This window comes from Flavobacterium cyclinae (assembly GCF_021172145.1).
Lineage (GTDB): Bacteria > Bacteroidota > Bacteroidia > Flavobacteriales > Flavobacteriaceae > Flavobacterium > Flavobacterium cyclinae.
Map to the genome: position 1 here is coordinate 2247072 of NZ_CP089095.1, position 13775 is coordinate 2260846.

The window sequence follows — 13775 nt, forward strand, 5'->3', positions numbered from 1 at the left end:
TACGAAGTTTTAAGTACAAAGTTTAGTTCCAATTCATGATAAAAATGTTGTGAATTGGAATTTTTATTTTCAATAGAAAGTAAATTAGATGTAAATAAATTGTAAATTTTATTCGAATACTTAAATTTGCTGAAAATTATCTTGTATGACAAATTATTTAAGCAGTGTAAAATTATTTTTTAAACGTTACTTATTAGTTCTATTCTTTTATCAAATTTGTCGTTTATTATTCTTTTTTTTTAACAAAAATGCATTTGAAAATGTTGCTGCTAAAAGTTTCTTAGGCGGAATCCTTTTCGATATTTCTGCTCTTGCTTTCATTAATATAATTTTTGCTTTATTTCATTTTATTCCAGGAAATTTTAAATATAAAACAAGATATCAAAAAACATTAAAAATATCTTTCTTCGTAATTAACTTTGTATTTATACTAACCAATTTTGTGGATTTTGAATACTACAAATTCACTGGTAGAAGAAGTACATTTGGAATGATAACTGCGAGTGGAATGGAAAACGAAATTGGCGGTTTGATCTTTTCTTTTTTAATTGAATTTTGGCACTTACCTCTATTAGCAATTTTATTAGGAGTTACTTTTTGGAAATTAATTCCTAGTCTTAAAATGATGGCAGAACAAAATGCTGATTGGTCTTTAATAGCAAAACAAACAGGTATTTTTTTACTATTAATGGGCTTTATCTTATTACTTGGACGTGGTGGAATCCAAAAAAAACCTATAGGTATTGTTAGTGCTGTAAATTATGGTTCTATTAATCAATCGGCACTTGTTTTAAACACACCTTTTTGTATTTTAAAAACCATTGGTAAAAAAGAAACTCTAGAATCCCCAAAATATTATTCAGAACAAGAATTAAATAGTATTTTTAGTCCTATAACTGAGTTTAAAACAGAGGGAAATCCAAACAAAAAAAATGTAGTAATCATTATTTTAGAAAGTTTTGGAAGAGAAAATATTCAACGTGGACAAACACCTTTTTTAGATGAATTAATCAAGAAATCGTTGTTTTTTGAAAACGGATTTGCCAATGGAAAACTATCTATTGATGCGGTTCCTTCAACCCTTTCTAGCATTCCAAGTTTAATGAATACTTCTTTGATTACTTCTAGTTATTCTATAAATGAAGTTTACGGCTTACCAAAAATTTTAAAAGAAAACGGCTATCAAACAGCATTTTTTCATGGTGCTTTCAACGGAAGTCAGAATTTTGACCAATACTGTAAAGTAGCTGGTTTTGACAATTATTTCGGTAAAAACGAATATGTGGGCCCAGAAGCATTTGATGGAAGATGGGGCATTTTTGATGAAGAATTTATGCAATATTTTTCAAGTAAAATGACCGAATTCAAACAACCATTTTTCAGTACAATTTTTACAATTTCATCGCATAATCCATACATTATTCCAGAAAAATACAAAGGAAAATTTCCAAAAGGAACTACTAAAATTCAGGAAAGTATTGCCTATGCTGATTTTGCTTTAAAACGATTTTTTGAAACAGCTTCAAAACAAGAATGGTACAAAAACACTCTTTTTGTTATTACAGCAGATCATACATCATCAGAACCTACTGAGAAAAAATTCAAAACAAATGTTGGGAAATTTAGAGTCCCAATATTATTCTTTGATCCTTCAAATCCTTCTATGGTTGGAAAAAATCTAAAGAATTTACAACAAATTGACATTATGCCATCGATTATTGATTATTTGAATATCGATAGTAAAATGATTACGTATGGTAAATCGTATCAGTCCGACAAGGATTTTGTAGTGTATTATTTAGATAACATTTACCATTATGTATCGGGAGATTATTATTTAGCTTTTGACGGAAAAAAATCAATTGGATTGTATAATTTCAAGAATGATGAATTGCTAAAAACCAATTTAATGAAAATCGAAAAAGCAAAAGCAACCGAAATGGAAAGGTTTATAAAAGCGTATATTCAATCATTTAATGAAAGAATGATTGGAAATAAATTAACGCTTCAATAATTTTTCTTGGCGTTGCAATTTCAACAATTTAGCATATTTCATATGAGAAAAAAACGCTTGTATTAAAGCAATTGTAATACCGTCAATTCCATTAAAAATTCCTTTTTTGAAGAAATAACATCTTACAAAAGCAGTTAATCCATTAAGAATTGGTTTAAAAGAGTTTACTCTTTTTCCTTGATCAAAAAGTTGTTGGGCATGCCAAGTAGAATATTGATTTTTCTTAGCGATAATTTGCTCAAAAGAATCCCAACCGTAATGTAAAATATGAACGGCTACTTTTTTCTCATTAGTAGTTTCAATTTTTTGATGCACTTTCGCTTCTGAAGGTTTTGCTGTTTTCTTGTTAAAAAAACGTACTTTATGATCGGGATACCAACCTGAAAAATCGATTAATTCATCAGCTAAAAAGTTCTTCACTCGGAACGAAAAAGCATCGTAGTTTCCTTCAAGATACTTCCCATTTAAGATAAACTCTTTGGCATCTTTATCTAAAAACTCGTCTGCATCTAAATTTAAAATCCAATCATTTTTACAAAAAGGCAATCCGTGCGTACGTTGTGGTCCATCACCAAGAAACTTTTGAGAAATAACTTTTGCACCTTTTTCTTCTGCAATTTTCACTGTATTATCAGCACTTAACGAATCTACAATGATAACTTCATCACATACTTCAAACAAAGCATCGATGCATTTCCCAATATTTTTTTCTTCATTATAAGTAATAACTAAACCGCTAATTGCCATAAAAATTGAATTTTCACAAAAGTAATCAAATTATTTTGTTGGCAAAGTTTCAAAATCAGTGTATTTTAGCCAAATAATTTATCAAAAATGAAAATTTTAGTCATACAACAAAAGCGAATTGGAGACGTACTTACCTCAACTATTCTATCCAATAATTTGAAGCAAAAATATCCGAATGCGCAAGTGGACTACATGTGCTACGCCAATTGTGTTGATGTACTAAAAAACAATCCAAACATTGATAATATTATTGTTTTGGAAGAAAAAGTGCGAAAAAATTATCTTTCCCTTTTTCAATTTATTTTCAAAATTAGAAGCACCAAATATGATGCAGTGATTGATGCTTATAGTAAGTTGGAAACCAATTTAATTACACTATTCTCTGGCGCTAAATATAAAATTTCATATAAAAAAGGATATTCAAATATATTCTATAATTACAATATTGAACGATTAAAAAACGGCACAAAATCGGATATTGGATTGGCAATTATTAACCGTTTACGTTTACTAAAACCACTTATTGAAGAAGAAATTACCGATTATAAACCAAAAGTATTTTTAACGGACTTGGAAATTAATCAAGCAAAGGAAATGCTATCAAAATTTCCATTAAAAAAAGACAAACCAACCTTTATGATTGGGATTTTAGGTAGTGAATGGTACAAAACCTATCCGTTTGAAAAAATGGCAGAATTGTTAGATTTCACCGTTCAAACAACTGATGCGAATTTACTTTTTAATTACATTCCGAAACAAAAAGAAGAGGCTCAAAAAATCTTCGATTTGTGTCAACCCGAAACACAACAACGCATTTATTTTGATTTGTATGCCAATGATTTACGTTCATTTTTAGGCTTATTGTCGCAATGTGATGCTTTAATTGGCAACGAAGGCGGAAGTGTAAATATGGCAAAAGCATTGTTTGTTCCAACTTTTTCACTTTTTTCTCCGAGTGTTGATAAAGAAACTTGGCAAATTTTTGAAGATGAGAAAAACATCTCTATTCATTTAAAAGATTTGAAACCCGAAATTTATACTGAATTCGACGAGAAATACATTAAAGAAAACACCTTTAAATATTTTGAAGAATATCCGATTGCTTTAATAAAAGAGAAATTAAAGGGTTTCTTTGAAATTATTCGTTAAGGTAATTAGACAAACCATTTTCAATAAAAGTCACATTGTGTTTTTTATTATAATTTCGAATGGTGTTATTTTTCTCCCAAGTTTCTGGAGTAGCATAACCTCTTTTGTGATCTAAATGCAAACAAACAGCACTATAACGAATTTGCTTCGATAAAATTCCGTAATTGAATAAACGTTCCCCCACTTCCCTATCTAATCCACCATATTGCATTTCTTCGTTAAAACCATTTATGGCAATTAAATCTTTCTTAAAACAAGAAGTATTATGTCCGTTGAAGGTACGTTTTGTAGGTGTTAACCAATTCATGAAATTCGCAAAAAGTGTAATTTTGGTCAGTTTTGATAATTTAAACGTTTTGGAAACTCCATTTTTTATTAACCAAGAAATCGAAAAACAATCTTGATTTTGAATGTTTTCAAGAGAAATTTTATGAGACGTTTCCATTGGTAATTTAAAATAGCCTCCAGAAAGAAAATAGCCTTCCTCTTGGTATTTTATATGTTGGGCAACAAAATCCTTTCGCGGAATACAATCACCATCGGTAAAAAGTAAATATTCGGATTTCGTTTTTAAAATGGCTTTGTTTAAGATTTTACATTTTTGAAACCCATTATCGTCTTGCCAAACATGAACAATTGGAAACTTAAATTGGTTTTGAAAAGATTCAATTACTGCCTTTGTTTTTTCGGTAGAACCATCATCAGCAATAACAACCTCAAAGTCTTGCTCAGTTTGGATGCTATACCCAACAAGCACTTTTTGAAGCCATTCTTCTGAATTGTAAGTAGTAATAATTACCGATAATTTCATCTAACGAATTAAAAGTGAAAAATACTACTTTTTCCAGAACTTTAATTTCTTTTTGATTCTTTTTTTTCGGTGAAAGCGATATTGGAAATCGGCCGTTAATCCCCACATGGTTTCAAAAATAATAGTTTCATCTTCACCCGAAAGTTTTGCATACTCATTACTCATCACAACAATCATGTCTTTTTTATGTGTGATTTTCGATAAATTTTTCATTCGGGTTTTAAAATCAAGCGATTCATGAAACTTCATTCGATTCAAATCCACAAGAAAAAAGGAATAACTTCCATCTGTATTTTTTCGAATTAAGGTATTTCCTGGTGAATGATCTAAGAATTCAATACCTTTTTCATGCATTTCAAAAGTGAATTGGGTAAACTTTCTAATGATAAAATCTCTATTTTCAAAAGCTTCATTTTGCACAATTTCTCTAAATTCGAAAACATTTTCAAGATGTTCGCAAGCGTAATAACTTTCTTTTAGCCCTATAAAATCATAATTTTCAAAAAATGCTACTGGGTTGGGGGTGCCAATTTGCATTTCCATCAATTTTGAAGCAAACTCAAAAGAACGACGCGCTTTAGATTTTCTGAAATATCTATACGCAATTTTGTTTATTAAATTGGGTTTTTTAAATGATTTTATATTTAACGTAATATCTTCAACTTTAAATAATTTAATAGTATTTCTTTGACCATTTACAAGAATTTTTCCTTCGATTAAAAAATTATCAATTAAAAAAGTGACTTTTTTTAGTATGTATTCAAATTTATTATTAATAAAAAACTTCATTTAAATTATTTTAAATTAAATTGACACGGAATTTACGTTAATATTTAATTACAATAATATATTTTTGCAAAAAACAAAATATGATTTCTAAAACATTTTTTTCGAAAAAATTATTTTTTATTTTTCTAATAAATACTTTTTTAACATTGATAATTTCAATGAAATATTATGCTTTTATTGATAATGTAAATTCAACAAATGCAAATATATTTATTATTATTTCACAAATTGCTCATTTTGCCGTTTTAAATAGTATTCCATTATTCTTTTCGCTCTTAGTTTTTTTTGTTTCAAAAAATATATTATTAACAAAATCTGTAAACATTTTATTATCGAGCTTACTTTTAATTCTAATTAAATTAGACACAATAGTTTTTAGTCAATTTAGATATCATCTATCGCCTATGGTTTTTAAATTGGCATTTGGCAAAAGAGCAAGCGATATTTTTCAATTTTCAAATGAAAATTATATTACTGCATTTTTATTTATTATTGGTGTTTTTGGCTTGCAAATTTTATTATTTTTTCTAGTTAACAAATTTTATTTTGAAAATAAAAAAATTGAAAAAACCATAAAATTTACTTCGATAACACTAATAATAATTGTTTTTATTTCTCATATCGGATTTGCATGGTCTGATGCAAATAGTTATAGACAAATAACCCAAACTAAAAATCTATTTCCTGCCTATTATCCTTTAACCGCTGAAAATTTATTTATAAAATTAAATCTTGTAAATAAAGATTTATCTAAAAATGAAATATCAATAGAAACAGAATCCAAAACTATAAATTATCCTATAAAAAAAATTGTTAATAATATTAATAATGCATCTAACAAAAACATTCTCATTATTGTAATCGATTCTTGGAGATATGATTATTTAACTGAAAAGATAACTCCTAACATATATAATTTTAAAAAAAAATCACAAGAATTTACAAATCATAAAAGTGGGTCAAATATGACTACAGGTGGTATATTCTCAATGTTTTATGGAATTCCAGCAACTTATTTTGACTCATTTACTGGAATAAATAAAAGCCCTGTCATGATCGATCAATTCATTAAACAAGAATATGATATCAATATATTAAGTAGTTCTACTGTAGAAAACCCTCCTTTTAATAAAAATGTTTTTACCAAAGTAAAAAATCTTAAGTTAAATACTTTGGGTAATTCGCCTTCTGAAAGAGATCATAATATTTTTAAATCTTGGACCAACTATATTGAAAATTACAATCAAAAAAAACCTTTTTTTGGTTTCTTATTTTTTGATTCTGCCCATGGATTTGATTTTCCGAAAAAATACAAAGCCCCCTTTAAACCTCATCTTGAAAATGTTGATTATTTAGCTTTTGATGATGATTATGATCCAAAATCACTAATTAATAGGTACAAAAATAGTTTACATTATATTGATAGTTTAATTGGTAATATAATATTTCAATTGAATAAAAAAAATAAATTAGAAAACACTATTATAATTATAACCTCTGATCATGGACAAGAATTTAATGATTCTAATAAAGGATATTGGCAACATGGTGGAAATTTTTCAAAATACCAAATAAACACTCCATTTCTATTATATGATTTTAATAAAGCCCCAAAAAAATATAATCATTTAACACTACACTACGATATTGCACCAACAATCATGAATAGTTATTTAGGAGTTAGTAATAGTCCTAAAGATTATTCTTCTGGAAAAAGCTTGTTTGATACTTCAAAAAGAGATTTTTTTATATGTGGATATAATCAAAAATTTGCCATAATAGAACCAAATAGAATAACCAACATATATACATCTGGTTTATTAGACGTTGTAGACAATAATTTAAACGTCTTAGATGAAGAACCAAATGATGAATATATATTTGAGACTATGAAAGAAATAAAAAAATTTTATAAATAAATATAAATTATGAAAATAACATTAATTTCTTTTGATAATTGGGGTTTTAATCAACACATAGCAAAAGCATTAGAGAATAATAACCATAAAGTAAATCATATTGATTTTAGTAAATTTAAATATAAATATCCTACATTTCTACACAGATTATACAATTTTTTTTTAAAAATTTTATTTAAAAAAAATCTTAAAACAAAATTTTATGGAAATTGTATTATCGATGAATTAAAAAAAAACAATGAAACACAAGATTTGATTTTAACAATTAAAGGTGACTTTATAGCACCTAAATTTGCTATTCAAATTAAAAATTACACAAAAAAATCTGTTGCTTTTTTTAACGACAATACCAAAAGATGCCCTAAAATAATTCAAGTATTACCTTGTTTTGATGAAGTTTTTTCTTTTGAAAAAGAAGATTGTAAAAAATACAATTTAAAATTTAAAACTAATTTTATTTATAATTATCAAGAAAATGTAAATTTTGAAAAGAATTCTGATTTTGAAGTTTTTAACATTTCTTCCTATGGTAAACGAAGTGATTTAATTATTAAAATTGCAGAGAAACTAAGCTTACTTGAAATCCCTTACAAATTTTTTATTTTTGATAAAAAGAAAAAAATAAGTAATAATTCATTAATTAATTCAATACAAGAAACAATTCCACTGAGTGTTGTAAATAAATATATTGAACAATCAAATGTCTTATTAGATATTCACAGAGAAAACCAAAACGGCTTATCATTTAGGGTTTTTGAAAGCTTGGGACTTCATAAAAAATTAATCACAACAAATTCCGATATTAAAAACTATGATTTTTATAATGAAAATAACATATTATTAATTGATTCCAAAAATCCTGTAATTCCAAGAACTTTTTTTGAAACGGATTATAAAAAACTTCATGATGATATTTATGAAAAATATTACGTTAATGGATGGATAAAAAATGATTTAAATTTATAGTTTTATGAAATTATCAGTAGCAGTTTGCACCTTTAATGGAGAAAAATATATTTCAGAACAACTGAATTCTATAATAAACCAAACTTTAGCAGTAAATGAAATAATTATATGTGACGATCAATCTAGTGACTCAACAATTGAAATAATTAATTCATTTATAGAAAAATATCCGACTTTAATAAAATTATATCAAAATAAAATTAATTTAAATGTCAATAAGAATTTTGAAAAAGCGATAACATTATCGACAGGAGATTATATATTTTTGAGCGATCAAGATGATGTTTGGGAAAAAAACAAGGTATTTAAAATTATGGAAATATTTAATTCCAATAAAAATGCAGAAGGTGTTTTTTCAAACGGTTATTTAATTAATGATTGTAGTGAAAAAGTAGTAAATAAAAGTCTATGGGAAAACGTTTTGTTTCTTGAACATTTTATTAAATCTCCAGCAGATCTCTATAATTATGGAACAACTATAAGAAATATGGTAACTGGAGCAACATTATGTATAAAAAAAGAAACTAAAGAATTTATATTTCCCTTTCCAAAAACAAATAGTATTTATCATGATGAATGGATTGCTTTAATATTATCTTACAGAAAAACATTATTATATAGTAGAGAAAAACTTATTTCATATAGAATACATTCTAACCAACAAATTGGTGTAACAAATCCAATTAAATTAAAAGAGAACACTATAATTATTAATTCAATTTTAAATAAAACAAAAAAAATAAAATATAAACATTTATATTTAATTTACAAATCTTATTTCAGAAATTATAATAAATTTACAGCACTTAAAAAAAATTATATTTATTCAATAAATTTTGATATCGATTTTATAATTAATAATAACAAACAATATATAATAGAAATTAATAAAAAAATGAAAAAATCATCAGTTTTTTTATATTATTTAAATAAATTTAAAGATAAAATAGCAAACAAAAGACAACTTAACTAAAACAAATAACATGATCAGACATCTATATTTTTTTAAAAACGTTAGAAAAAACATCAATTTTATTGACTCAATAATTATCGTAATTTTATTAAAACTTAAAACAAAAAAAATACCTTTACCTATTTTAGGTAGAACAGTATACATAAGAAAAAAAACAAAAGATAGAGAAACATTTGAAGAAGTGTTCAATCATAACATCTATAATTTAAAATTACCTATTGAACCGCAAACAATTATAGATGCTGGAGCAAATGTTGGTTTAGCAACATTATTTTTTAAGATAAAATATCCTAAATCTAAAATAGTTTCTCTAGAAATTGAATCTGGAAATGTGGAAATGATTCATAAAAACCTTAAAGGTTTAAAAGATATTGAAATAGTTCATAAAGGGTTATTTAATAAAAAAGGGTTTTTTAAAGTTGAAGATCCTTTTAATGCAACAAATAGTTTTGTAATAAAAGAAGTGACTTCGTCAGAAAAATACGATATAGAATCTACAACTATAGATGAACTAATTGAAACCTATAAATTTAAAACCGTAGATATTTTGAAAATTGATATAGAAGGTGCAGAAAAAGATTTATTTGAAAAAAATTATGAAAATTGGTTACCAAAAGTTAAAGTAATTATGGTTGAAACTCACGACAGAATGATTTCTAAATGTGCCTACACAGTTATGAATACGCTAGATAAATATAACTTTATGCTATATACAACAACCGAAGGGACATTATATTACTATAACACATCATTAATTGAAATATAATTTTATTTATGGATTACCAAATAGGGATTTTAATTATTTTTATAGTAATATTAGTTATTGTATCTGTTTTAGTATCCAATTCTCTTATTAAAATCCCAGTAACTAATGTTAAATACCCTGAAATAGATGGCTTACGAGGATATTTAGCATTTTTTGTTTTTATTCATCACAGCTATATTTGGTATAATTTTTTAAAAACAGATATCTGGGAAAAGCCTAAATCTAATTTATTCAATCATTTAGGCGAAACAAGTGTAGTATTTTTTTTTATTATTACCGCATTTTTGTTTATTTCAAAAATACTCGATAAAAACACAATAGATTATAATTGGAAAAAATATCTCATTGCTCGATTTTATAGATTATTTCCAATTTATTTTTTTTCCATTTGTATTATTTTTATTCTTATTGCAATTATTTCAAAGTTAAAACGTAACGATTCATTTTTCAATTTAATAAAACAAATAATTAACTGGATTTTATTCACTATTGATGGCCCAAAAAACATTAACAATATAAATAATACATTCATTCTAAACGCAGGAGTTACCTGGACTTTACCTTATGAATGGATGTTTTATTTCTTATTACCCGTTTTTGCAGTTATTCTAAAAATTAAAGTAAACTATAAAATTATAGTTGGTTTTGTTATTGCATTTTTAATTATTTTAAGTATCTATAAACCATCTTTTAAAAATTTTGTGCCTTTTATTTTTGGAATAGCAATAGGGTTATTAATGAAAGAAAAAAAATATCAATTTTTTAAGAAATCAATATATACATTTATAGCATTATTTCTGCTTTTTATATCAATTAATTATTTCCATAGCGGAAGAAAAATAATTCCTATACTAATTTCATTTTTTGTCCTTTTTATTATTGCTAACGGAAATTCCTTTTTTGGTCTTTTATCAAATTCTTTCTCAAGAAAATTGGGTCAAATAACATATAGTATCTATTTACTTCACGGAATTATTTTGTTCACAGTTTTCTATTTTTTTATAGGATTTGAAAAAGCATCAAAATTATCACAAATTGAGCATTGGTCAATTATTGCACTTACCATATTTCCAGTTATTCTATTAAGTCAAATTACTTATAAATACATAGAATTGCCTTCAATGAATTTAAAAAATAAATAGTTACAATTTATGAAAACTGAAGTACACAACGCATTTGAAGTCATCAAAAACGGAGGCATTATTTTATATCCAACCGATACGGTTTGGGGAATTGGTTGCGATGCCACCAATGAAGAAGCCGTAAAAAAAATTTATGCTTTAAAACAACGTGAAGAAACCAAAAGCATGATTGTTTTACTTAATGGTGAACGCATGATGTACAACGTTTTCAAAGAAATTCCAGATGTAGCTTGGCAAATTTTAGATTTATCAGAAAAGCCAACTACTTTAATACTAGACAATCCTAGAAATGTTGCCAAAAATATCGTTGCTGAAGATAACACTTTAGGAGTTCGATTAGTTACCGAACCTTTTTGTTTTAAACTAATGGAACGCATGAAAAAACCATTAGTTTCCACTTCAGCTAATATTTCAGGCGAACCTACTCCAAAAACTTTCAAAGAAATTAGTCCCGAAATTATAAAAGGTGTGGACTATGTAGTAAATTTGCACCTCGATAAAGTTTGCAAAAATCCTTCTACGATTATTAAATTAAGTTTAGATAGTCAGGTAAAAGTGATTCGCAAGTAAAAAAAAGCACCGCAGATTCGCTGATTAAAATAGTTTTATGGAAGAATTTTTATATAAAGACAAAACTTATCAAATTATTGGAATTCTATTTGAAGTCCATAAAAATTTAGGAAAAGGTTTTTCTGAAATTGTATATAAAGACGCCATTGAATTTGAGTTGCAACAAGCAAACATTCCATACGAAAGAGAAAAAGAATACGTAGTAAACTATAAAAACACTGTGTTGAAACATAAATTTTATGCTGATTTTGTAGTTTTTAACGAAATAATATTAGAAATAAAAACTGTCGATTGTTTTAACAATGCTCATTACAATCAATGTTTAAATTATTTGAAAGTTTCAGGAAATGAATTAGCACTTTTAGTTAATTTTAATTCTGTATCTCTTGAACACAAAAGAGTTGCCCTTTCAAGAAAATAAAAAATCTGCGAATCTGCGGTAATAATATGAATTACAAACAACATTTAGAACATACCATCTTCAAAATCATTTCTCAAGCAGCCCATGAGCTTAACTTGGAATGCTATGTGATTGGTGGTTTTGTTCGCGATATTTTACTTGAACGAGATCACAAAAAAGACATCGACATCGTTGCCGTGGGTAGCGGAATTGAACTAGCATTAAAAGTATCCGAGTTGATTCCATTTCATCCAAAAGTACAAGTTTTTAAAAACTATGGAACTGCAATGTTGCGCTACGATGACATTGATGTGGAGTTTGTTGGCGCTAGAAAAGAATCTTACACACACGATAGCCGAAATCCATTAGTGGAAAACGGAACGTTAAAAGACGACCAAGAACGAAGAGATTTTACCATAAATGCGTTAGCTTTTTCTTTGAATTCTGAAAACTTTGGAGATTTAGTTGACCCATTTAATGGTGTAGAAGATTTGAAAAACAAAATCATCAAAACACCTTTAAATCCAGATATTACGTATTCAGATGATCCGTTACGAATGATGCGAGCCATTCGTTTTGCTACGCAATTGAATTTCGAAATCGAATCTGAATCCTTAGAGGCAATTACTAAAAATATAGAGCGAATCAACATTATTTCAGGCGAACGAATTGTTGATGAATTGCATAAAATTCTTGCTTCAAATAAACCTTCAATCGGATTTTTACATTTGTATCAAACGGGTTTATTAGACATTATTTTACCTGAACTTACAGCTTTAAATAATGTAGAAGAAGTGGAAGGTCATACACATAAAAACAATTTTTATCATACTTTAGAGGTAGTAGATAACATTTGTCCAAATACCGATGATATTTGGTTGCGATGGGCTGCATTGTTACACGACATAGGCAAAGCACCAACCAAAAGATTCAACAAAAAACAAGGTTGGACATTTCACGGACATGAATTTTTAGGTGGAAAAATGGTCAAAAAAATATTTGAACGTTTGCACATGCCATTGAATCACAAGATGAAATTCGTGCAAAAAATGGTTACTATGAGCTCGCGACCAATTGTAATTGCAGAAGATATTGTTACGGATAGCGCTGTTCGTCGTTTGGTTTTTGATGCAGGCGAAGATATTGATAGTTTAATGACCTTATGTAAAGCGGATATCACGACTAAAAATCCAAAGAAATTTCAAAAATACCACAAGAACTTCGACATCGTAAAAGAAAAGATAGTAGAAGTGGAAGAAAAAGACCGAGTTCGTGTATTTCAACCTCCTATTTCAGGTGAAGAAATTATGGAGTTATTTGGTTTGAAACCTTGTAGAGAAATTGGAGTTTTGAAAGAAGCGGTTAAAGAAGCTATTTTAGAAGGTGAAATTCCTAATGAATATGAAGCTGCTAAGGATTTTGTCCTAAACAAAGCTTCAAAAATGGGATTGAAAAAAGTATAAAAATTATAATCTGTTAAAGCACTTTTCAAATTAGCATTGCGTAAATTTGGGGTGCTTTTTGAATAT

13 protein-coding genes are annotated in these 13775 nt (G+C 26.8%); 10 read left to right on the forward strand and 3 right to left on the reverse strand.

Going from position 1 to position 13775, the window contains the following annotated elements; all coding sequences use genetic code 11:
• Positions 1-145 precede the first annotated feature (145 nt).
• Positions 146-2014, forward strand: coding sequence for an LTA synthase family protein (locus tag LOS86_RS10445; protein ID WP_231842049.1), 1869 nt, complete (start codon positions 146-148; stop codon positions 2012-2014).
• Here LOS86_RS10445 and LOS86_RS10450 read toward each other — a convergent pair.
• Positions 2000-2761 carry a glycosyltransferase family 2 protein gene (locus tag LOS86_RS10450; RefSeq protein WP_231842050.1) on the reverse strand — a complete coding sequence of 254 codons (762 nt, stop codon included), beginning with the start codon at positions 2759-2761 and terminating at the stop codon, positions 2000-2002. The genes LOS86_RS10445 and LOS86_RS10450 overlap by 15 nt on opposite strands.
• Before the next feature lie 87 nt (positions 2762-2848).
• Here LOS86_RS10450 and LOS86_RS10455 point away from each other — a divergent pair, with 87 nt between their 5' ends.
• Positions 2849-3910, forward strand: coding sequence for a glycosyltransferase family 9 protein (locus LOS86_RS10455; protein WP_231842051.1), 1062 nt, complete (start codon positions 2849-2851; stop codon positions 3908-3910).
• Here the strand turns inward: LOS86_RS10455 and LOS86_RS10460 are convergent.
• Together LOS86_RS10460 and LOS86_RS10465 are read right to left on the reverse strand one after the other, a co-directional pair.
• Positions 3900-4721: a glycosyltransferase family 2 protein gene (locus LOS86_RS10460; protein WP_231842052.1), complete on the reverse strand. Its 822-nt coding sequence runs from the start codon at positions 4719-4721 to the stop codon at positions 3900-3902. The two genes, LOS86_RS10455 and LOS86_RS10460, sit on opposite strands and share 11 nt — an antisense overlap.
• Positions 4722-4745: 24 nt before the next feature.
• Positions 4746-5510 (reverse strand): lipopolysaccharide kinase InaA family protein, encoded by a 765-nt coding sequence (locus tag LOS86_RS10465; protein WP_231842053.1) that lies wholly within the window; start codon positions 5508-5510, stop codon positions 4746-4748.
• A 158-nt stretch (positions 5511-5668) separates the two neighbouring features.
• Here LOS86_RS10465 and LOS86_RS10470 point away from each other — a divergent pair, with 158 nt between their 5' ends.
• From LOS86_RS10470 to LOS86_RS10505, 8 genes are read left to right on the forward strand one after another with little or no spacing between them, the layout of a single operon-like run.
• On the forward strand, positions 5669-7429 hold the full coding sequence (locus tag LOS86_RS10470) for a sulfatase-like hydrolase/transferase (RefSeq protein ID WP_231842054.1): 1761 nt from the start codon (positions 5669-5671) through the stop codon (positions 7427-7429).
• A gap of 9 nt (positions 7430-7438) precedes the next feature.
• The gene (locus tag LOS86_RS10475; protein WP_231842055.1) at positions 7439-8395 is read left to right on the forward strand and encodes a WaaS/CpsH family glycosyltransferase; all 957 of its coding nucleotides are present in this window, start codon (positions 7439-7441) and stop codon (positions 8393-8395) included.
• Positions 8396-8399: 4 nt separating this feature from the next.
• Positions 8400-9368 (forward strand): glycosyltransferase, encoded by a 969-nt coding sequence (locus LOS86_RS10480; protein ID WP_231842056.1) that lies wholly within the window; start codon positions 8400-8402, stop codon positions 9366-9368.
• Between the two features lie 10 nt (positions 9369-9378).
• Positions 9379-10134, forward strand: a complete 756-nt coding sequence (locus LOS86_RS10485; protein ID WP_231842057.1) for an FkbM family methyltransferase — start codon at positions 9379-9381, stop codon at positions 10132-10134.
• 8 nt (positions 10135-10142) lie between these two features.
• A complete protein-coding gene (locus LOS86_RS10490; protein ID WP_231842058.1) occupies positions 10143-11276 on the forward strand; it encodes an acyltransferase family protein in 1134 nt (377 codons plus the stop codon).
• A 9-nt stretch (positions 11277-11285) separates the two neighbouring features.
• Positions 11286-11846: an L-threonylcarbamoyladenylate synthase gene (locus tag LOS86_RS10495; protein WP_231842059.1), complete on the forward strand. Its 561-nt coding sequence runs from the start codon at positions 11286-11288 to the stop codon at positions 11844-11846.
• A 37-nt stretch (positions 11847-11883) separates the two neighbouring features.
• On the forward strand, positions 11884-12267 hold the full coding sequence (locus tag LOS86_RS10500; protein ID WP_231842060.1) for a GxxExxY protein: 384 nt from the start codon (positions 11884-11886) through the stop codon (positions 12265-12267).
• A gap of 26 nt (positions 12268-12293) precedes the next feature.
• Positions 12294-13709, forward strand: a complete 1416-nt coding sequence (locus LOS86_RS10505; protein WP_231842061.1) for a CCA tRNA nucleotidyltransferase — start codon at positions 12294-12296, stop codon at positions 13707-13709.
• The last annotated feature ends 66 nt before the right edge of the window (positions 13710-13775 follow it).

Coding starts and splice junctions, on each gene's coding strand:
- LOS86_RS10450 (WP_231842050.1), bottom strand. CDS start 2,761: ATGGCAATTAGCGGTTTAGTTATTACTTATAATGAAGAAAAAAATATT.
- LOS86_RS10490 (WP_231842058.1), top strand. CDS start 10,143: ATGGATTACCAAATAGGGATTTTAATTATTTTTATAGTAATATTAGTT.
- LOS86_RS10460 (WP_231842052.1), bottom strand. CDS start 4,721: ATGAAATTATCGGTAATTATTACTACTTACAATTCAGAAGAATGGCTT.
- LOS86_RS10485 (WP_231842057.1), top strand. CDS start 9,379: ATGATCAGACATCTATATTTTTTTAAAAACGTTAGAAAAAACATCAAT.
- LOS86_RS10465 (WP_231842053.1), bottom strand. CDS start 5,510: ATGAAGTTTTTTATTAATAATAAATTTGAATACATACTAAAAAAAGTC.
- LOS86_RS10495 (WP_231842059.1), top strand. CDS start 11,286: ATGAAAACTGAAGTACACAACGCATTTGAAGTCATCAAAAACGGAGGC.
- LOS86_RS10445 (WP_231842049.1), top strand. CDS start 146: ATGACAAATTATTTAAGCAGTGTAAAATTATTTTTTAAACGTTACTTA.
- LOS86_RS10500 (WP_231842060.1), top strand. CDS start 11,884: ATGGAAGAATTTTTATATAAAGACAAAACTTATCAAATTATTGGAATT.
- LOS86_RS10480 (WP_231842056.1), top strand. CDS start 8,400: ATGAAATTATCAGTAGCAGTTTGCACCTTTAATGGAGAAAAATATATT.
- LOS86_RS10455 (WP_231842051.1), top strand. CDS start 2,849: ATGAAAATTTTAGTCATACAACAAAAGCGAATTGGAGACGTACTTACC.
- LOS86_RS10470 (WP_231842054.1), top strand. CDS start 5,669: ATGAAATATTATGCTTTTATTGATAATGTAAATTCAACAAATGCAAAT.
- LOS86_RS10475 (WP_231842055.1), top strand. CDS start 7,439: ATGAAAATAACATTAATTTCTTTTGATAATTGGGGTTTTAATCAACAC.
- LOS86_RS10505 (WP_231842061.1), top strand. CDS start 12,294: ATGAATTACAAACAACATTTAGAACATACCATCTTCAAAATCATTTCT.